This is a genomic window from Sphingorhabdus contaminans, from assembly GCF_007280415.1.
In the GTDB taxonomy this organism is placed as follows: domain Bacteria; phylum Pseudomonadota; class Alphaproteobacteria; order Sphingomonadales; family Sphingomonadaceae; genus Sphingorhabdus_B; species Sphingorhabdus_B contaminans.
This window is the reverse complement of record NZ_VKKU01000001.1, coordinates 1,314,382-1,333,809: the sequence shown is the minus strand read 5'-3', so window position 1 is coordinate 1,333,809 and position 19,428 is coordinate 1,314,382. Positions and strand designations below refer to the sequence as shown.

The window sequence follows — 19,428 nt, the reverse complement described above, 5'->3', positions numbered from 1 at the left end:
CGTGGATTTGCTTGCTGATTTTCGCGCCAATCTCGGGGAAGGGCCATGTTGGGTTGAACATGAGCAGGCGCTTTACTGGATCGACATTAATTCATGCAAATTATTCCGCTGGTCCGAAGACCAGGGCGCTACGACCCGTGAACTGACGACAAAACTCTGCTCGATCGTTCCTCGCGTGGGAGGTGGTTATATCGGTGGATCCTATGATGGATGGGTCGCGATCAGCGAGAAGTTTGAAATTAGCCCGATAGCCGATCCGGAGCCCACGATAAAGGATAACCGCTTCAATGACGCGAAAGTGGATCGGAAGGGCCGGTTGTGGGCGGGAACCATGGATAGGCACGAACGGCAGGCCAGCGGCTCGCTTTATCGAATGGACCGAGACTTGACTTGGAAGCAAATCGATACCGGCTACCGCGTTACCAACGGTCCTGCATTTACCACCGATGGCCGAACCATGTATCATACCGATAGTGCGATTCAGAAGGTCTACGCCTTCGATTTAGATACGGGCGGAGATCCGATTGGGCGCCGCCTTTTCCTCCAGTTTACTCATGAAGACGGATATCCCGACGGGATGACCGTGGACGCCGAGGATTGCCTGTGGATCGCATTTTGGGATGGCTGGTGCGTGCGTCGCTATTCGCCCAACGGGGAGTTTCTGTCGGAATACTCCGTACCGGTTCAGAAACCGACCAGTGTGGCATTTGGCGGACGCGACCTTGATAAGTTGTTTATCAGTTCCGCGTCGCGTGATCTCACCGAGGCCCAACTTGTAGCGCAACCGGGTGCGGGCGGGTTGCATGCTTTTAATCCTGGCGTAACCGGAATTGCAGAGCAGCCCTTTGCGGGTTAGATTTGAGACAGCAACTCGTTCACTCGCCGCTCGGCATCTGCCAATGCGCGATCAATTGGCTTTACGCCTGATACCGCCGCTTCCAATTCCTCACCAATAAGGCCCTGTATCGCGGATTGCCGTTGGACAAATCCGGGTAACTGCTGGCCGGTCGCTGCCATTGTAGCAATATCGCGGCGATGCGGCTGTTGCGTGAAGGAAGAGCTACTCAGAACCGCATTGAATGCGGGCAAATGTCCAGTACGTGTCCAATCGGAATTGTAACGCGCAAGAAAGGAGAGAAAGCGCACAATCGCTTTGCGCTCGGCGGATGAGCGGTCGTCCTTGGGTACGACCCAGCCATGGCCGTCGACAAATGCTGCGGATTGACCCCAAAGCTGCGGGAAGGGGGCCACAGCATAGCCTTTAAGGGCACTGGTTCCCGACCGTGCCGCTTCTTCATATGGACCGATCATCCATGTACCTGTTGGGAATATCCCGCCTCCACCATTGACAAAATTAGCTGTAGCCGACGGAAAATCTTGTGCGACCGTCGTTAGTTTTTCTTCGTTGAGCGTCCGATAAAGCCCGACTATTTTGCGTGCTTCGGGCGTATTCAGCCGGATGTGGCGTGCATCGGGGAAGACTACAGCATTTTGCGCCAGCAAATATGTATAGAGATTTGCCACAAGATAATCGGGCGCTGCTACTTGGGCCTGAACCAGATAAGGTTTTCCCGTGGCAGCCTTGAACTTTCGGGCGTGGTCGATTAGTTCTTCAGGGTTTCGTGGTAGCAACGGCTTGCCATTCCGCATAAGACCTGCCTCAGCCATCAAGGCGGTGTTAATGTGCCACAGACGACCGATCGTATCCCAGGGAAGGGCGTACAATCGTCCATCCTTAATCGTTCCCCGTTGACCCGCCGGAGTCAGCATTTCGGTGGTGATCCCTGCATCAGCTAGCATCTCGTCCAGAGGTTCCAGAAGGCTGCGTGCCTGGTAATCCGATATAACCGACTGGTGCATTGTGACCAGGTCAGGCGGATCTCCGGCAGCGATTTGGGCAGACAGTTGCGCATATCCCGGCCATGCGACGATATTTACTTTAACATTGATATCCGGATTTTCGGCGGCAAAGCGATTAAGCATGGTGGTAACAATGCCACATTCCGTTTCCGCTTTACCGACATCAATGCTTTTGCCGTAAACGGCACCGCATTCCCCGAAAAATCGCTGAACCACTAAGGTAGGACGCTCATCATCGCTTTGGCAACCACTGAGCAATATGGCACCCAATGTGGCGAGCAATAGTTTGATCTTCATCGCACCGCCGCTCCCGCCATGGCCTGCACAATCTGTTTCTGGAATATGATATAGACGATCAGGATCGGGATCGATGCGAACACCGCCTGAGCCATCAAGAAGCCCAAGCCGCTGGTTTGGGCGTAGTTCATTTGTGCAGCAGCCAGCCCGACGGTCAGTGTGTACTTGTCACTCGTAGTTGCCGAAATAAGTGGCCACCAATAATCGTTCCAAGATCCGAGAAAAGTGAACACGCCTAGCGTGGCTTGGGCCGGTAACGTCAACGGAAGCAATATCCTCCAGAAAACGTCCAAACGAGAGGCACCATCTAGCATTGCCGCCTCATCAAGATCCTTTGGAATGGCCCGGAAATATTGGGTCATGAAGAACACGCCAAATGGCGCGGCGAGCCCCGGAAGGATGAGGCCCGGATAACTATTGTGCCATCCCAAAGTTGCAAAAAGCTGATGCCTTGGCAAAATTACCGCTTGTTCCGGAATAGCCAGACCAAGCAACACGAACACGAACAATGTGCGCCGGAAAGGGAAGTCGAGACGGGCAAAGCCATAACCAGCAAGTGAGCAAAGCATCAGTACAGCCGCGGTTGTGCCTAATGACACAATGATGCTGTTGAGCAGCCAACGTGGTACATCCGAACCAACCAGGATCGCCCGGTAGTTTTCCAGCGTGTAGGGCGCCGAAAATGCAGCCGAACTGTCCCGCATCAACTCGCTGTTGCTTTTTAAAGAGAGCAACAAAGTCCAGACAAGCGGTGCAACCATGATTGCGGCACCCAGCAAAACCCCGAAAAGCGCAGTCAAAGGAAGGCGGTTGTTATGCGCGGCTGTTGTCATCGCTGCACCTCCTCCCCTCGCGTCGACAACCAATATTGCGCAAGCATAAGTGCGAGGATGAGGAGCAAAAGCACCTCTGCTGCAGCGATTGCGTAACCGAGCTCCCATCTGCCAAAAGCGACTTCATAAATATATAGAACAATGGGGCGAGAGCTGCCGCTCGGTCCGCCCTGCGTTAGTAATTGCGCTTGTCCGAAGATCTGCAGTTGTGCCGCCGTTTGGAGCATTATCACCAGAATGGTGGTCCGCCGAAGTGACGGAAGAGTAATCCGGAAAAATGTCGTCCACCGATTTGCACCGTCCAGCGATGCTGCCTCGTACATGTCCTGCGGGATCTGCTGTAGTCCTGCTAAAAAGAGCATCATTGGCAAGCCAAGCCCCCACCAGATTGTAGTGATGGCTAATGCGGGCACTGTCAGATTGGGATCACTTAAGAAGGGAAGTGGTTCTATGCCCATCGCTGTCAGAAGCTTGGCTATAAGTCCTGAATCTGGCGTGAGTACGAACCGCCAGATAAGCGTCACGATGGTTACGGAAAGAACCGACGAGGAAAAAAACAGGCCTCGGAAAATCGCGGCTGACCGGGACGCTCGGTTTAGCGCCAGGGCCAGAAGAAGGGTGATCAGCGTCAATGCTGGTACTATCAGTACAGCCAAGGTGAACGTGGTCCCCATAGCCTGATAAAAAACAGGATCGGCAAACAATCGTACATAATTATCCAGGCCGACCCAATGGCGCGAACCGAACAGATCGGCGCGATGGAAACTGATCCACAGACCCATCACAAATGGCAGGATCAGCAGGAAGCAATAAAGCCCTATAAACGGAAGGACGAAAACCATTCCCGAAACACGACGTTCCATCATAACTGGTCGCGTTCAGCATGGTGGCAAGTACCGTCTGCATCAAATAAATGTGCGCACGCGCCGTCTATCTGGAGACCGACCCGGACTCCCATTCGTACGCTGCTGTCTCCTCGGTCAACGGCAACGATTTCGGAACCGTCGTCCAACCTGGCATATACCAATGTGCGATCACCGAGCCGTTCGACAATTACGGCCTCGCCATCGATCGTACCTGATCCGGGGGCGGTTACAGTGACATGTTCTGGACGCAAGCCTATTTCGATCTCCCCATCATCCGGCAAATCGGCTGTACTCACCCTTGTTTGAATCAAGGTGCCGTTCTTCAACTGAACTTGCGCATAACCGCCGCTTGCTGCGTGGCCTTGCGCCGGTAGTATTGTCATTGCAGGCGAACCGACAAATCGGGCCACGAAGCGGTTCGCCGGCCGATCGTATATTTCCATCGGTGCGCCAACCTGTTGAATTTTGCGATCATTCATCACTACGATACGGTCAGCCAGGGTCATCGCTTCGGCCTGATCGTGAGTAACCATGATCACGGCTGCCCGAACGCGTTGGCGTAACTGGGCCAGTTCAACCCGTGTGCGGTTACGCAGTGCCGCATCCAGATTGGATAACGGTTCATCGAGCAGAAAAAGCTTGGGTTCTTTTACGATCGCGCGTCCAATCGCAACACGCTGGCGTTGTCCACCGGATAACTGACCGGGTTTGCGATCCAGTAACTGATCGATTTCAAGCGTTTGCGCCGCTTGCGTAATGCGCGCCGCGATCTCGGTATTGGGAACTTTCGCGTTGCGTAATCCGAATGCCATGTTCTCACGCACTGTCATGTGCGGGTAGAGGGCATATTGCTGGAAAACGAGCGCTACCCCACGGCCACCTGGCGCCAGCGCGTCTATGCGCTTTCCCTCGAGCCAGACTTCACCCGAATCTGCCATTTCCAGTCCGGCTATGATCCGCAATAGTGTCGATTTTCCGCTTCCAGAGGGGCCGAGAAAAGCAATAAACTCGCAATCGCCCATCTCCAGCGTCACACCGTCTAGAACAGGAGTAGCGCCATATGATTTTCGCACATCGATCAATGAAAGGCTGGTCAACTCCGCTCCCCAATTATCATATATATATTATGTATTGCTCAATTTGGCCTCATGGTCAATATCCGTGCGGCGGGTGATCTATTAGACCTTCGATAACATGTTTTTGACGCACCGGAGTTATTTCGTCGACCAATCTGCAACGAAAACGTCCTGTCAGAATATCGGGAAGAGCATCGAAAAATCCTCGCGTCATTTGCAGATCGTGATGTGCAGAATTGTTCGCATCGGGCGCATCGACGCCTATGACCAGAACCGGCCGCGCATGGCCGGAACGATTTGCAGTACCGCGATGGACAGTTAGAGCGGACCGCGCGGAAATTGTACCACGCTGAGATAGTTTCTTGACGGCGCGTGCTTCATAACGTTGCCAACGGGTGGGCGCCGGAAACATACCCTGCTGGCATTCGTCAATGCGGTCCCACTGTGTGCCAGGTGCAATTTCAAACGGTCCCATCTCGGCTGTCGTATCAACAGCGGTCAGATTGAAGGCGAGTGAGTTAATCCGCCTACCGTTTAGTGTTGCATCAGGCGCGGCAAAGTCACGATGCCATGGCTGGATTTCTGCGCCGGGGAACGGAATGTCAAATCCGACTTCGACAATTGACCATGCTGGCCCCAAAATTGCCTCGCTAACCGCAAGGAACCAAGGATGCGATACGATTTCCACGAAATTGTCGATACTTTCGGGGGCAACCTCGACATACCAGCGTTCGGGGCCTCTAGGTAAGGCCCCGCCGTCGATCGCGCGTGCGGCATCGTACAATCGCAATATGCTCCTGTGAACTTGATCGATCAGCGCGACATCATATGCGGCAACAAGCGAAATGATACCAGCGCCATAAATTCCGCCCATGATCTCGGCGACATCATAATCCGTGTCCATCAACACTTATCCTCCCTAAGATAATTATATCATATAAATCATATTTAGAGACTTTCCTAGACCGAGGCGAGTAGGTAATGCGAGCTTTATGAACACGAATCAGCATTTTGCCGTCAGCGCCATTGCGGAAGGCGACGGGGTAAAAGTAACGGTCAAGTCCGATGAAGACGAATTTATCTATTTGATCGCGAACGGTTCCCATGCCGAGTATCAGCGTTTTTTTGCGACCTTGGCCAAAGACATTGGCAGCCGTCCGCCACATGTTCTCGATGGGCCCCATATCGGTGCGGGCGAACCTGCGGACTGGAAGCCACTGGTAACGGAAAATCTCAGTCCACGAACACATGCGGGCTATGGCGACCCTGCCGTGCTGAAAACGGAAGATGGCTATTGGCTCGTTGCTACCTCAAACGATGGGGCCGACGCATTTCCAATTCTATTCAGCGCTGATCTGGAATTTTGGGAGCATAAAGGTTTTGTCTTTGCCGAAGGCGAGACGCCCTCATGGGCGGCTACAGGCAAAGGATTTGCGGATTTTTGGGCGCCTGAAATGGCAAAAATAGGTGACGAATACTGGTTGGTCTACACGGCGCGAAAGCATGATAATGTGCTGGCAATTGGTCTTGCTAAAGCAGACCATCCTTTAGGGCCTTGGCGCGACCGAGGCGATCCGTTGGTTGATGGCTTCGCATATCAAAGCGAGGGCGCGGTGGACGCGGGAACTCAGCCCGTAATGAGTGGGGGCGTGATCGACAGTCACATATTCATCGACACAAATGGCGACCGTTATCTGTTCTGGAAAAGAGATACTAATGGTGTGTGGCCGCGCCCTCTGGCGGGATTATTGGGGCGTCGCCCCGAATTGATTGAGCAACTTTTTACCGCACCCACCGATCGTAAAACCGCGATAGTCGTGGCCGCACTTCTTCCCTTCGCCCAAACACGGCGGCCGATGGAGCGGTTTTTCTTTATGCAGCCCCTGATCGAAGCCGTGCTCGACAACTGGAGCCACGTTAAAGCGGTGCTTTCTGAAGAACCAGATGCCGCGATAATCCGTGAAGCAATGAGTACGCCGATTTACGGCCAGCTATTGTCGGAAACGGGACAACTTATTGGTCACGAAACGCTCGTACTTGCAAATGACCTAGAATGGGAAGGGCATTTGATTGAAGGTCCATGGGTAACGAAGCAGGAAGGACGTTACTGGCTCTTTTACGCAGGTAATGATTTTGGGACGCCCGCTTATGGAATTGGCGTGGCCGTTGCAGACAATCCGCTTGGTCCCTATGTCAAACAAGCTGAGCCTTTACTTAAATCTCGTCCAAATTGGTGGGGGCCCGGCCACGCGTCGGTTGCACCGGGCATGGACGGCAAACCGCAGCTCTTTTTTCATGCATTTTTCCCGAATACCGGTGGGTATAATGTATTTAGAGCCGTACTTACGACGGGACTGGTGTTTAAATCAGATGTAGCGACATGCACAATTTGAGAAATGGTGCGACATTCTGATCCGATAGAATTGTTATGTGATAAAATTGAACCAAATTTTCTGATCTGATATTTGTATGCTGTTTGATTGCCCGATTTCTTAACTGTGTTATTGGTGAATCCAGCTGGAGGCACTTGAATGGCGGATTGTCCAAAATGTCGCGGGCGTATGTCAACGGGTTACGGTTACCTTCCCGATACGGGGACGCGAATTCGCTGGATGGAGGGCAAACCAGGGTTCTGGAAAAGCATGACAGGAAGCTTTCGCGCCGCCGACTTGCGCGGGTCGCGTTGTGACGAATGCGGGTTTGTCGAATTATATGTCGACATTGCCTCAAAGCCTGAAAAAACTATTGAATCTCTTGATGAGGAAAATCAGAGATTGCGTTCGATGATTGCGCACCTGCAAGAGCGTGTGGCTTCACTTGAGGTGATCGCAACCGATCCAGGCTTACGGACCGCTCAACAAATCGAAGAACTCCGCTATTTACCGTCGGACCAAGACCGATAATCGCAAGCGCAATTGATTTCGCGAAGCTTGCTATCGGCCCTTTTTGTTGGGCGAAAAGGTTTCTGAACTAAGGAAGATTAGAGCCCTACGGTCGTCGCTTTCTCAGTTCCGTCCGAAGAACTTTGGTCGCGTAGAGCGAATGGCGTTCTGTTGCCAGCAGTTTTGGCACAAGAGTTTCCTCGAAATTCCGGTGCCAGTCGAGGAGGGCAGGGGTGATCTGTGCGAGGTCGTCCTGATCCTCCAACGGTTCCAGCGCCCGCGAACTGTCGAGCAGCGCCTGACGTTGTTGGGTCAGGCGAGAGCCGTTGTAACGTTCGTGGATCAGGCCCAGTTGGTGACGGATGGCGCGCACCAGCAGGTGAAGGGTGGCGCGGTCATTGCGGTTTTGGATGTCCTGTGCGCCCTGGACCGCTGCAGCGATCAGCATGATCTGGTCCCCGACATTGCGGTTCTGAAGCCGGTCCTCCGGGCAAGGCACTATGGCGCGCACATAGGCGGCCAGTGCGGATAATGTTGCGGCGCTTGGTTCTTTGCCCGAAAATTCATCGACGACCAGCGTGCGTATAAAGCGTTCCAAAGCTGGATCCCCCGGCGCGCGGGATATTTTGCCGGGCTGGGCCAGGTCGGGGATCTTGACCGGATCCTGTACGGCATTGGCGCGCGCCATGCTGAAAAATGCCGTCGTGACATCGGCCGTCCCCGGTTGGCCTGACAAACCTTTCACGAAAAAGTACGGATTGTTGCGGCCATTGACGTGGCAACTGGCGCAGTTCAGTCCCGCCTTTGCCGCCTGTCCGCCGAGCAGGGCAGGGGTGTTAAAAAGCGCCTGCCCGGCGCTGACCCGTTCGGCATCCTGTGCACTGATCGCGAGGCAAGCGGAGGGCTGTGTGCTCGCAGCGGCAAGTTCTTCGCCCTGTGCGGTCCACCAGAATGATTGCAGGAAATCGGACGGAGAGGCCGCCAAGGCCGCTCCGCCCAGTAAAATGGTCGCGAAGGTCGCGCTTAGCCTGCGGATGAGCCGGCTTCCTTGATCCAGCGGCGCAGTTCGTCGGCCTCATGACAGCCGAAGCCGCAAATTGTTTCCAGTTGCGCCAGATGTGCTTTGGCTCCGGCGACATTTCCGCGTTCGAGCTTCAGTTCGCCATAATATTCCAGCGCACCGCGATGCTTCGGTGCGATCGAAAGGGCTGCCTGATAATAGCCTTCTGCCACGTCATATTTATGAAGCTTGCGGTTTGCGAAGCCGAGATAGGTGAGGATATCGGGGTGCGGGCCAGCGGCCCAAAGGGCGTTGTCCAGTTGCGCAATCGCCTCTTCATAGCGCTTTTCATTGATGAGGCTGACCGCCTGTACATAAACGGCATCCGCCGTAATCGCCTGGGCCAGATCGACATCGGGCTTCACAGGGCCGAGAGCCGTCTTGCCAGCAGCAACTGCCGCCTCAACCTTGGCAATGGCGTCATTCAGGCGCGCGGCGTCACGGCATCCGGTGCCGCAGTTGGACGCCATGGCTTTCAGCGCAGCGACCTGCTCGCCGGCTTTGTCGGCGGCGCCAAGTTTGGCATGCACAATGCCGAGATCCCGACGGGCCTCGATCAACTTGTCGTCATAACGCACCGCCGCTGCGAGCGGACCCTTGGCCTTTTTGAAATCCGAGAGCGCCATATAGCTGGCACCCAGAAGATATTGGGCCTGGGCGTTGCGGGGCATTGCGCCGACAACACGTTTGAAGGACTTTGCCGCGTCGGCATATTGTCCGGCGCGAAAGGCGGTCGCGCCCTTTTGATAGTCGACCGCGGGGTCGTATTCGGGTGCGGACTGGCTCGGAACGCCACCCCCGCCACCCCCGCCGCCGCCAGCGGAATATGAGGGCACAGCGGCAAATGCCAGAATTGCCGACGAAGTTACCAGCACGAGTTTACGGTTCCATATGCCCATTGAATCAGTCCTTTTCCAAAAATTCCCGATATACATAGCATGACTTTGTATATGTGGTAAAGTGCGCGCTTGCTGCTCTGCCAATTTTGAGCCATCAGGCGGCTGCTTTAACAATAGTGGCCCGACGTGCTCCGAAAATTCCTTCCCGACAATTTCGTATTGCTGCTATTTGCTACGCTCGCGGTTGCATGGATGATCCCGCTGTCCGACGAAGCACTTCCCTGGGCACAGAATATATCATTTGCGGGAATTTTCGTCCTGTTTTTCTTGCATGGCTTGCGATTGCCACGTCAGGAGGTTGCACGGGCCATGCTGGGCTGGCGCCTGCAGGGGACAATGCTGGCCTTCACCTTCCTGTTAATGCCTCTGTTCGGAATCGGATTGTCGAGGATTGCGGCCCAGTTTTTACCCGCATCGCTCGCGGCCGGCCTGCTCTATGCGGCCATCCTGCCATCCACGGTGCAGTCGGCTGTCAGTTACACATCACTCGCAAGGGGCAATATCGCCGCATCGGTCATCGGTTCTGCTTTATCCAATCTTTCGGGCATATTCCTGACACCGTTGCTCTTTGCCCTGCTGCTGGGCAGCGCCTCGGGCGCAGCGGTTGGGGGGAATGTCGTGGTAAAGATTATCACCATGCTGCTGCTGCCGTTCGTCATCGGGCAAGCAATGCAAAAATGGTTCGGCAAATGGGCGGCGGACCAGCGTTATCTGCTGACCTTTTTTGACCGCGGCGTTATTCTGCTGGCCGTCTATGTTGCCTTTGGTGCCGCCGTCACCAGCGGGGCTTTGGCGGGTATTGATGGCCTGTCGCTCGTCTACCTGCTGTTCTTTGCGGGCATCTTTCTGGGCATCGCTTTTGGCGCGGCGTGGATGATTGGCGGGGCCTTGGGATTTTCGCACGACGACCGCATCAGCCTGCTGTTCGCAGGGGCGCACAAGAGCATTGCAATCGGTGCACCAATGGCGGCGCTGCTTTTTCCGCCTACGCTGGCGGGATTGATGATTGTTCCCACCATCCTCTACCACCAGCTGCAGCTGATCGCTTCCGCACCATTGGCAAAGCGTCTCGCCCGCGATTAAAGGCTGCGCAAGGCCTCGGCCGGGCGTGCGGCGAGGATCGGAAGCGAGCCCACTATCCCCAGAATGAAGGTGATGCCGGCCCCGCCCACGAGCGTAATCGCCAGAATGAGCGGATCGGGCGCGAAACTGAAATCGAATATCTCGACCACGACATACCATCCTGCGGCCATTCCCAGCCCCAGCGACAACACACCAAGAACCAAAGCGAGAATGCCATATTCCATCGCCTGCGCCCCCAATATCTGGCCACGCGAAGATCCCAGAAGTTTCATGATGACGCTGTCATAAATCCGTGATTGCCGGGCGGCCGCAATCGCCCCAACGAGAACGGCGATACCGGCCAAAATCGCAATGGATGCGGCGGCGGCAATGGCTTGCGCCATTTGTGACAGAAGCGTGGTAATCTGTGCGGTGACTTCACCCACTTCGATCAGCGATGCAGACGGGAAGGCAGGCGGCAAGGCCTTTGCCAGAACCGCTTCGGCCGGTTTTGAAACCGTTACGGTGGCGACCATATTATGCGGTGCGGAATCAAGGCTGCCGGGCGAAAAGACGATCACATAATTCAATCCGAAATTGTCCCATTTTACCGTCCGCAAGGAGGCAATTTTTGCAGGCACCTCGACGCCGAGCAGGCTGACGGTCATACTGTCGCCGACCTTCAGGCCCAGCGTGGCTGCGACTTCGGCTTCGAGGCTGATGAGCGGCGGCCCCTTATAATCTTTGGGCCACCATGTGCCGGCGACCACTTCGCTGCCCTTGGGAAGCTCCGCGCTGTAGGTTAATCCACGATCGCCGTTCAGCACCCATGCGCCTTCGGGCAGTTCCTTCAACTGGTCTACGCGCTGGCCGCCAAATTCAACGATGGTCCCGCGCAGCGCCGGGATCATGTTCACGTTTGCCTTGGGATCGGCGTCCTTGACCATGTCTGTAAAACGCTCTGCGCCGTCGCGCGGGATATCGAGAATGAAGAAGCTGGGTGCCCGTTCGGGGATGCTGTTTTTGATTTCGTTGCCGATACTCGTCTGAATTGTCGCCAGCGTAACAAACAGCGTGAGCCCGAGTCCAAGTGCCACAACCAGAGCCTGAGTCTGTGCGCCGGGCCGGTGCAAATTGGCAAGCGCCAGACGGGGAAGCGGTGCTTTGGGACGGGGCAGGCGAACCACGATGAACCGCAGCAGCCAGGCAATACCGGTGAGCAGCAGAAGCAAACCGAACGCCGCGCCAACGAATGCGAGTGAAAAGAGCGGCTCTCGTGCAGTTCCGACGGCAATGGCGATGATGGCGATGATCGCGCCGATTACCCAGACCAGACTGCGCCGGTCGATGCGGGAATCCCCTTCCACAAGGGAACGGAACAGCCCCGCTGCGGGAACCGTGCGCGCGCGCGCCAGGGGCGGTAACGCGAAGGCAATGGCGATGAGCAAGCCGTAAAGCGCGCTGACGGCCAGAGGCAGGGGGTGTAGGGTATAGCCCGGCGCAACGGGCAATATATCGCCCGCAACCCAGCCGATTGCCAAGGGCATGACGCTGCCAACGGCAAGCCCGACGAAGATAGCCGCGATAGAGACGGCGAGGATTTGAAGCATATAGATGCGGAAAATGATGCCGCTATCGGCGCCGTTCACTTTCAGCGTGGCGATGCTGGCACGTTTGCTGGCGAGGTAACTCCCGACGCCATTGCCGACGCCGATCCCTGCGATAACCAGCGCCGCCAGACCGACCAGTGTCAGAAACTGGCCCATCCGTTCAATGAAACGCCGCGTTCCGGGCGCGCCGTTGGACCGGTCGGTAATTTCCCAACCTGCCGACGGAAACTGCGCCTCAAGCGATTTGGCAATCGCGGTGGCATCCTGTTGCGGCGGCAGTTTGATGCGGTACTTCGCTTCATACATGCTGCCCGGCTGGATCAGTTTTGTATCCGGTAACGACGCCATATTGATGATTGCCACGGGGCCAAGCGTGAACCCTTCGCCCAGACGATCTGGTTCTTCGGCAATGATACCGGCGACCTTGAACATCGCTTCGCCAAAGCGGACCGTCTCATTCTGTTTGATATCCAGCCGGTCGGACAGGGTGGGCCCGATATAGATTTCGCCCTTTTCGGGCGTCTTTGCCGTACCGTTACCGGCAAGCCTCAGTTTTCCATAATGGGGATAGAGTCCATCAACGGCCTTCAGTTCGGCCAGAAGGCTATCCTCGCCGATGGCCATTGCGCGCAACCGCACCGTTTCGGATACCGCGCCAACCTTGCGCATGGCGGCAAGCTCGTCCGCAGTGGCCTGCCGCTGGGCGATGCCGATTTCGACATCGCCCCCCAATATGGTCTGCCCGCGTCGGGACAGTTCTTCGCTGATCCCGGCAGTCAGACTGCCGATCGCGGCAAGGGTAGCAACGCCAAGGAACAGGCAGATGGCAAGCAAACGCAGTCCGCGGATCCGCGTTGACAGATCACGTCGGGAAATGCGCCAGATGGCGGCAAGCGAAAGGCTCATGCGGCGCTTTCCACAATGTGGCCGTCCTGCATGGCGATAACCCGATCACATTTGCGGGCAAGTTCCGGGTCATGCGTGATGATCAGCAGCGTCGCCCCCAGGGCGGCACGGCGTTCGAAAAGAAGGTCGACAATCGAAGCTCCGGTCGTGCCGTCCAGATTTCCGGTCGGCTCATCCGCAAAGATAATCTTCGGTGCTGCCGCCATGGCACGTGCAATCGCCACCCGCTGCTGCTCCCCGCCCGAAAGCTGCGACGGATAATGTGTCAGGCGATGCCCCAGTCCCACGGCCTGCAACTCTGCCTCGGCCCGGGCAAAGGGATTTTCAATTCCGGCAAGTTCCATGGGAATGGCGACATTTTCGAGCGCCGACATGGTGGGAAGCAGGTGGAATGCCTGCAGCACAATGCCGATCCGTCCACGACGCGCGCGGGCGAGTTCATCCTCGTTCAGTTGCCGGAAATCCAGCCCGTCGACCAGCACAGTTCCGCCGCTTGCCTGTTCCAGTCCCGCAAGCACTGCCATCAGCGACGATTTACCTGAACCTGACGGGCCGAGAAGGGCGACGCTGCTGTCATAAGGTATCTCAAGGTCGACACCGCGTAAAATCGACACGGCAGCATCATTACTACCAAGGCTGAGGGTGACATTTGATGCGCGGATTGCCATATCAGATGTCAAGTTAACAGGAGCGTGCAAGGAGATGTCCTTATGAGCAGAGGTTTTTGGATATATGGTGTGCTTCTTGTCGCAATCCAAGGGTTGGCGGCATGCGGGAATAATCCTGTAGAAGATGAACCGATCGAAATGGCTGCTGGCGAGCAGGCTGGCGGTGAAAAACTGATAGTTGCCTTTGGCGACAGCCTGTTTGCCGGATATCAGCTGGCCCCGAATGAAGGCCTTGTCCCCCAATTGCAGGCTGCACTTAAAGAAGACGGCATCAATGCCCGTGTGCACAATGCCGGTGTATCGGGCGATACGACCGCAGCGGGACGGACGCGCCTTAACTTTGTCCTCGACAATCTCGATCGCAAACCGGATCTGGTCGTTCTCGGCCTTGGCGGCAACGATATGTTGCGCGGGATCAAACCGGCGGAAACGCGCGCCAATCTGGAGGCGATGTTGCAAGAACTGCAACGACGCAAGATCAAGGTCGTGCTGACCGGTATGCTTGCCGCGCCGAATCTGGGGGCGGATTATGCCCGTGCCTTCAACCCGCTCTATCCCGAACTTGCCGCACAATATGGGGCGAAGCTCTATCCCTTCTTTCTCGAAGGCGTCGTGATGGATAAGTCGTTGATGCTCAAGGATAATGTACATCCCAATGCGAAAGGCGTGACGCGCGTTGTCGAAGGATTATCGCCTCTGGTCGAAGCCACATTGATGGATGGACGAGGCGCTGTATTAGAAAAATAATACAGCTGGGGACGTAAGTGCTTGAAAAGGTCGGGCACTCGTTCCATCTGTTGCGTATCTGATAGACAGAGGAAAGTAACCATGTCGACTGAAACCGTTACCCAGACCGTCAGCGAATTGAAGCTGACACCCCCTGATCCTGTGCCGACAGTTGCCCCGCAACAGGCCGCTGGACTGGTTCCGGTCACGGACGAGCAGAAGTCGAAGCTGGAAGAACGCGTCGAAGCCTATGTTGCCGATCTGATCGCGCAGGATGTGAACAGCCCGGAATTCGGCAAGCGCGTCGACCAGTTGACCAATATGGGCCGCAAGGAAATCATGGAGGCTTCGGCTCAGTCGAACCGTTTCCTTGACAAGCCGATCCGGCGGATGGACGAAAATTCAGGTGTCGGTGCCGACCTTGCCGAACTGCGCCGCGTTGTCGAAGATCTGGATCCTTCGAAAAAGGGCAATCTGATGACCAAGGAAAAGCTCTTTGGCATCATCCCCTGGGGCAGCAAGTTGCGCAATTATTTCGACAGCTACCAGAGTTCGCAAACCCATATCAGTTCGATCCTCGGACGGCTGGGTAACGGCAAGGACGAATTGCTGATGGACAATGCCGCCATTGATGTGGAGCGGCAAAATCTCTGGGTTGCCATGGGCAAGCTGGAACAGATGATCGTCATGTCCAAGCAACTGGATGCCAAGCTTGAGGAAAAAGCGGCAGAGCTGGAACTCTCCGACCCGGCAAAGTCACGCGCCATCAAGGAAAGCGCGCTTTTCTACGTGCGCCAGCGTACGCAGGATTTACTGACGCAGATGGCGGTGACCGTGCAAGGCTATCTGGCGCTCGACCTCGTCAAGAAAAACAATGTCGAACTGGTAAAGGGCGTCGACCGCGCCTCGACGACCACGGTTGGTGCGTTGCGGACGGCGGTGACCGTGGCGCAGGCCATGACAAACCAGAAGCTCGTGCTCGACCAGATTACCGCGCTGAATACGACAACGGCCAATATCATCGATTCCACAGGCCAGTTGCTGCGTGACAATACCGCACGCATTCATGAACAAGCCGCAGGCGCGACGATACCGCTCGAAACATTGAGCCGTGCGTTCCAGAACATCTATGACACCATGGATGCAATCGACACGTTCAAGCTGAAGGCCCTCGACAGTATGAAGCAGACGTCGGAGGCGCTGGAGCAGGAAGTGCAAAAGTCGAAAGGCTATATTGCCCGCGCCGAAGGGCAGGCACAGGCCCTTCAATCCTCGCAGGACAGCGGACTTCTCGCCTCGTTGGAAAACTGAAAATAGGATTTGAATGACCAGCCCCGCTTCGCAATCCGACGAAATCCTTGAAAGCAGCCGTCGTGCGCTGCGCAATGTGCGTATGCCGCCGATTGGCACCAAGTCGCAGGCCCTGCGCCGTGCGCATTTCTGGGGCAAGGTCAGCAAGGCCGCGCTTGCGGTAGGCGCTGTCCTGGTCGGGGCTGGCATTGTCGGTGCAATTATTGACGGCATCGGCTTTTGGGGCGTGATGATCACCGGTCTTGTCGGCACGGCGGCGGCATATCTTCTGATGCGTTATCCCGATATGCCAATGCCGACCACGGAAAGTCTGCGCCAGACAGATCTGGCCACTTTGGCCGGTAAGACAGAAATATGGCTGGAATCGCAGCGGCCCGCGCTTCCGGCGCCTGCCGTCACATTGATGCAGGATATCGGCATACGCCTCGATCAACTGGCCCCCCAGTTGCAGACTTTGGACGATAATGACCCCGCGGCGCGCGAAGTTCGCAAATTGGTGGGTGAGCATCTGCCCGAACTGATCAATGGATATAAGCGCATACCGGATAGCCTGAAGCGCAAGGAACATGGCGGCAAAACCCCCGAACAGCAGCTTGTCGACGGTTTGAAACTGATTGATCGCGAAATAGAGACAATGACTGGCCAGATTTCACGGGGCGAACTGGACAAGCTGGCGGTCCGTGGACGTTATCTGGAACTGAAATACGACACCGAAGCCGCGAACGGATAATCGCTGCTCTAACTTCATTATAGCTAATAGCAGCTATTAGAATAGCCGATATAGACCGTCTGGCGGTTCAACAGCATTGCTGCGCGCGGGACTGTTCTGACATAGCAAACCCATCGAAGCTAGGGTGGGGTTACATGAAGACGACGGCACGGGCAGTGGTTATTGGCGGCGGCGTCGTGGGCGTCAGCACATTATACCATCTTGCCAAAATGGGGTGGAGCGATGTCGTCCTGCTGGAACGCAAGGAACTGACTTCGGGTTCAACATGGCATGCGGCTGGCCTGCTGCCGTTGTTCAACCTCAGCTATTCCGTTGGCAAGCTCCACCAATATTCTGTCGGACTTTACCCGAGCCTCGAAGCAGAAACGGGCCTGCATGCCGGGTTTTCGCAAGTTACCAACATCCGGTTGGCGACGACCCGCGACCGCATGGATGAATATCACTATTATGCCGGCGTTGCGCGCACGATTGGCGTAAACGTCAATTTCCTCACCCCTGAACAGGTCAAGGAAATCTGGCCGCTTGCCAATATTGATGGCGTGATCGGCGCCATCCAACATCCCGACGATGGCTATATCCAGCCCGCCGATCTGACCCAGGCCCTGGCCAAAGGCGCGCGACAGCGCGGTGCCACGATTTACCGCAATACGACCGTGACCGCGATCACGCAGCGGCCCAATGGTGAGTGGCTGGTATCGACGGATCAGGGCGACATAACATGCGAACATGTCGTTTCCTGTTCCGGCAATTTTGCGCGGGCGACAGGGGCGATGGTTGGTCTGGATATCCCCGTGATCCCCGTTGAGCACCAATATATCGTCACCGAACAGCATCCCGACATCATGGCCCGCAAAAAGGCCGGACTGCCTGAAATGGGCGTGCTGCGTGAATCCGACGCCAGCTATTATATGCGCGAAGAAGCAGGCGGCCTGCTGCTTGGCCCTTATGAAGTCGGTGCGCCGGCTTGCTATGTCGACGGACCGGCGGCCAACAGTGAATATGAGCTGTTTCCCGACGCTCTGGAGCGGCTTGAGCCATATATACTGGCTGCAATGAAACGCGTTCCGGCCTTTGGCGAAGTCGGAATCAAGAAAGTTTACAATGGCGCAATTGCCTATACGCCCGACGGGTCGCCCATCGTCGGACCGGCATGGGGCCTCAAAAACTTTTGGCTCAATGAAGGCCATAGTTTCGGGGTCACCGCCGCAGGCGGCGCGGGTTGGCAGCTTGCCCACTGGATTGTCGATGGTGAACCGACCATCGACATGATGGGCGTCGATCCGCGCCGCTTTGGCGATTATGCCGGGCGCGGCTTCCTGATCGAAAAGAATGAGGAAGCCTATGCCAAGGTTTTCACTGTCCATTATCCTGACGAAGAGCGCGAGGCGGGGCGTGCCCTGCGCCGTACGCCTTGCTATGACCGGATGAAGGATCTGGGCGCTGTCTTTGGCAGCGTATTTGGCTGGGAACGGCCCAACTGGTTTGCACCGGAGGGCTATGCCCTGTCGGAAACCGATCTCGACAAGCCGGATGTATTGCTGAACGATAATCACCCCGTTGTTCCGGGCGAAGTAGTCCGCGAAAAATGGTCATTCCGGCGTTCGAACTATTTCACACATGTTGGCAATGAATGCCGCCATGTGCATGAAAATGTTGGCATTCAGGATATGAGCGCCTTTGCCAAATGCGAGATTTCAGGACCGGGGGCCGAAGCCTGGCTCGACCAGTTGCTGACCAATGCCGTTCCCAAAAAAGTAGGCCGGGTTACGCTTTCCTATTTGCTGACCGACAAGGGCGGGGTCCGGTGCGAATTCACCGTCTACAAGATGGCACCGCAGCGTTATTATCTGGTATCGGCGGGCGCCTATGAACGGCACGACCATGACTATCTGAAAAAGGCGATGCCAAAAGACGGGTCGGTCAATTTCGAACGGCTGACAACGTCGATGGGTGTACTGGTATTGGCCGGACCGAAATCGCGGGCGCTTTTGCAAAAATTGACCGATACCGATCTTTCCAACGAAGCCTTCCCCTGGCTTACAGGCAAGAAAATAAGCATCGGCCTCGCGCAGGTCGAGGCGCTACGGGTCAACTTCATCGGCGAACTGGGATGGGAAATCCATCATCCCATCGAAATGCAGAACTATATCTTTGACGAACTGATGGCTGCCGGGGCTGAATTCAACATCAAGCCCTTCGGTATTCGGGCCATGACCTCGATGGCGCTTGAAAAAAGCTACAAGCTGATCCCGCGCGAATTGTCGGTCGAATATGCCGCCTTTGAAAGCGGACTGGACCGCTTTGTCAGCCTGAAAAAGCCTGGCTTTCACGGAAAAGATGCGTTGCTCGCCTGGCAGGCCAGGGGATTTGCCAATGCTTTGGTCACGATGGAGGTGCATGGCGTGACCGATGCCGATGCACGCGGGTCAGAGGCGATTTATCTCGGCGACGAAATTGTCGGGCGCGCAACATCCGGTGGCTATGGCTGGCGTGTAGGCAAATCGCTGGCGCTGGCGATTGTCCGGCCAGACCTGGCGGTGACCGGAACCGAACTTGAAATCGCAATTCTCGGAACGCGTTACCGCGCGACGATCATTGAAGATTCGCCCTTCGATCCGGATAATGCGGCGCTCAGGAGCTAG

At 55.9% G+C, this 19,428-nt stretch carries 17 protein-coding genes; 8 read left to right on the top strand and 9 right to left on the bottom strand.

The window, feature by feature from the left end:
* Position 1: 1 nt before the first annotated feature.
* Complete coding sequence (locus tag FOM92_RS06480; RefSeq protein WP_211347355.1) at positions 2-856, top strand: SMP-30/gluconolactonase/LRE family protein; 855 nt, start codon at positions 2-4, stop codon at positions 854-856.
* Here the strand turns inward: FOM92_RS06480 and FOM92_RS06475 are convergent.
* The 5 genes from FOM92_RS06475 to FOM92_RS06455 are packed head-to-tail and all read right to left on the bottom strand — an operon-like array spanning position 853 to position 5,836.
* Positions 853-2,157, bottom strand: a complete 1,305-nt coding sequence (locus FOM92_RS06475; protein WP_143775942.1) for an ABC transporter substrate-binding protein — start codon at positions 2,155-2,157, stop codon at positions 853-855. The two genes, FOM92_RS06480 and FOM92_RS06475, sit on opposite strands and share 4 nt — an antisense overlap.
* A complete protein-coding gene (locus FOM92_RS06470; protein WP_143775941.1) occupies positions 2,154-2,990 on the bottom strand; it encodes a carbohydrate ABC transporter permease in 837 nt (278 codons plus the stop codon). The genes FOM92_RS06475 and FOM92_RS06470 overlap by 4 nt, the downstream gene beginning before the upstream one ends.
* Entirely contained in the window at positions 2,987-3,856 is an 870-nt protein-coding gene (locus FOM92_RS06465) for a carbohydrate ABC transporter permease (RefSeq protein WP_143775940.1), read from the bottom strand. Before FOM92_RS06465 ends, FOM92_RS06470 begins: the two co-directional genes overlap by 4 nt.
* Positions 3,853-4,953: an ABC transporter ATP-binding protein gene (locus FOM92_RS06460; protein ID WP_143775939.1), complete on the bottom strand. Its 1,101-nt coding sequence runs from the start codon at positions 4,951-4,953 to the stop codon at positions 3,853-3,855. The genes FOM92_RS06465 and FOM92_RS06460 overlap by 4 nt, the downstream gene beginning before the upstream one ends.
* Positions 4,954-5,008: 55 nt before the next feature.
* Positions 5,009-5,836 (bottom strand): phytanoyl-CoA dioxygenase family protein, encoded by an 828-nt coding sequence (locus FOM92_RS06455; RefSeq protein WP_143776351.1) that lies wholly within the window; start codon positions 5,834-5,836, stop codon positions 5,009-5,011.
* 88 nt (positions 5,837-5,924) lie between these two features.
* Between FOM92_RS06455 and FOM92_RS06450 the strand changes: the two genes are divergently transcribed.
* On the top strand, positions 5,925-7,325 hold the full coding sequence (locus FOM92_RS06450; RefSeq protein ID WP_143775938.1) for a family 43 glycosylhydrolase: 1,401 nt from the start codon (positions 5,925-5,927) through the stop codon (positions 7,323-7,325).
* Between the two features lie 138 nt (positions 7,326-7,463).
* A complete protein-coding gene (locus tag FOM92_RS06445; protein WP_143775937.1) occupies positions 7,464-7,835 on the top strand; it encodes a hypothetical protein in 372 nt (123 codons plus the stop codon).
* An 85-nt stretch (positions 7,836-7,920) separates the two neighbouring features.
* Here the strand turns inward: FOM92_RS06445 and FOM92_RS06440 are convergent, their stop codons facing one another.
* Together FOM92_RS06440 and FOM92_RS06435 are read right to left on the bottom strand one after the other, a co-directional pair.
* Entirely contained in the window at positions 7,921-8,799 is an 879-nt protein-coding gene (locus FOM92_RS06440) for a hypothetical protein (protein ID WP_143775936.1), read from the bottom strand.
* Between the two features lie 38 nt (positions 8,800-8,837).
* Positions 8,838-9,773 (bottom strand): tetratricopeptide repeat protein, encoded by a 936-nt coding sequence (locus tag FOM92_RS06435; protein ID WP_170226802.1) that lies wholly within the window; start codon positions 9,771-9,773, stop codon positions 8,838-8,840.
* Positions 9,774-9,899: 126 nt separating this feature from the next.
* Here FOM92_RS06435 and FOM92_RS06430 point away from each other — a divergent pair, with 126 nt between their 5' ends.
* Entirely contained in the window at positions 9,900-10,856 is a 957-nt protein-coding gene (locus FOM92_RS06430; RefSeq protein WP_246087170.1) for a bile acid:sodium symporter family protein, read from the top strand.
* On the opposite strand, the gene FOM92_RS06425 is transcribed toward FOM92_RS06430, so the two are convergent.
* Together FOM92_RS06425 and FOM92_RS06420 are read right to left on the bottom strand one after the other, a co-directional pair.
* Positions 10,853-13,351 (bottom strand): ABC transporter permease, encoded by a 2,499-nt coding sequence (locus tag FOM92_RS06425; protein WP_143775934.1) that lies wholly within the window; start codon positions 13,349-13,351, stop codon positions 10,853-10,855. The two genes, FOM92_RS06430 and FOM92_RS06425, sit on opposite strands and share 4 nt — an antisense overlap.
* Positions 13,348-14,019 carry an ABC transporter ATP-binding protein gene (locus FOM92_RS06420; protein WP_211347354.1) on the bottom strand — a complete coding sequence of 224 codons (672 nt, stop codon included), beginning with the start codon at positions 14,017-14,019 and terminating at the stop codon, positions 13,348-13,350. The genes FOM92_RS06425 and FOM92_RS06420 overlap by 4 nt, the downstream gene beginning before the upstream one ends.
* A gap of 42 nt (positions 14,020-14,061) precedes the next feature.
* On the opposite strand from FOM92_RS06420, the gene FOM92_RS06415 reads away from it, so the two are divergent.
* The 4 genes from FOM92_RS06415 (at position 14,062) to FOM92_RS06400 (ending at position 19,428) form a co-directional block, all read left to right on the top strand.
* Positions 14,062-14,766: an arylesterase gene (locus FOM92_RS06415; RefSeq protein ID WP_143775932.1), complete on the top strand. Its 705-nt coding sequence runs from the start codon at positions 14,062-14,064 to the stop codon at positions 14,764-14,766.
* Between the two features lie 81 nt (positions 14,767-14,847).
* Complete coding sequence (locus FOM92_RS06410) at positions 14,848-16,056, top strand: toxic anion resistance protein (RefSeq protein ID WP_143775931.1); 1,209 nt, start codon at positions 14,848-14,850, stop codon at positions 16,054-16,056.
* A 13-nt stretch (positions 16,057-16,069) separates the two neighbouring features.
* Positions 16,070-16,786, top strand: coding sequence for a hypothetical protein (locus FOM92_RS06405; RefSeq protein WP_143775930.1), 717 nt, complete (start codon positions 16,070-16,072; stop codon positions 16,784-16,786).
* Between the two features lie 134 nt (positions 16,787-16,920).
* Positions 16,921-19,428, top strand: coding sequence for a GcvT family protein (locus FOM92_RS06400; protein ID WP_143775929.1), 2,508 nt, complete (start codon positions 16,921-16,923; stop codon positions 19,426-19,428).

Bases quoted from the DNA above. Each gene is read 5' to 3' on its own strand.
- FOM92_RS06475 (WP_143775942.1), bottom strand. From the start codon at position 2,157: ATGAAGATCAAACTATTGCTCGCCACATTGGGTGCCATATTGCTCAGT.
- FOM92_RS06470 (WP_143775941.1), bottom strand. From the start codon at position 2,990: ATGACAACAGCCGCGCATAACAACCGCCTTCCTTTGACTGCGCTTTTC.
- FOM92_RS06465 (WP_143775940.1), bottom strand. From the start codon at position 3,856: ATGATGGAACGTCGTGTTTCGGGAATGGTTTTCGTCCTTCCGTTTATA.
- FOM92_RS06455 (WP_143776351.1), bottom strand. From the start codon at position 5,836: ATGGACACGGATTATGATGTCGCCGAGATCATGGGCGGAATTTATGGC.
- FOM92_RS06450 (WP_143775938.1), top strand. From the start codon at position 5,925: ATGAACACGAATCAGCATTTTGCCGTCAGCGCCATTGCGGAAGGCGAC.
- FOM92_RS06445 (WP_143775937.1), top strand. From the start codon at position 7,464: ATGGCGGATTGTCCAAAATGTCGCGGGCGTATGTCAACGGGTTACGGT.
- FOM92_RS06435 (WP_170226802.1), bottom strand. From the start codon at position 9,773: ATGGGCATATGGAACCGTAAACTCGTGCTGGTAACTTCGTCGGCAATT.
- FOM92_RS06425 (WP_143775934.1), bottom strand. From the start codon at position 13,351: ATGAGCCTTTCGCTTGCCGCCATCTGGCGCATTTCCCGACGTGATCTG.
- FOM92_RS06420 (WP_211347354.1), bottom strand. From the start codon at position 14,019: ATGGCAATCCGCGCATCAAATGTCACCCTCAGCCTTGGTAGTAATGAT.
- FOM92_RS06415 (WP_143775932.1), top strand. From the start codon at position 14,062: ATGAGCAGAGGTTTTTGGATATATGGTGTGCTTCTTGTCGCAATCCAA.
- FOM92_RS06410 (WP_143775931.1), top strand. From the start codon at position 14,848: ATGTCGACTGAAACCGTTACCCAGACCGTCAGCGAATTGAAGCTGACA.
- FOM92_RS06405 (WP_143775930.1), top strand. From the start codon at position 16,070: ATGACCAGCCCCGCTTCGCAATCCGACGAAATCCTTGAAAGCAGCCGT.
- FOM92_RS06400 (WP_143775929.1), top strand. From the start codon at position 16,921: ATGAAGACGACGGCACGGGCAGTGGTTATTGGCGGCGGCGTCGTGGGC.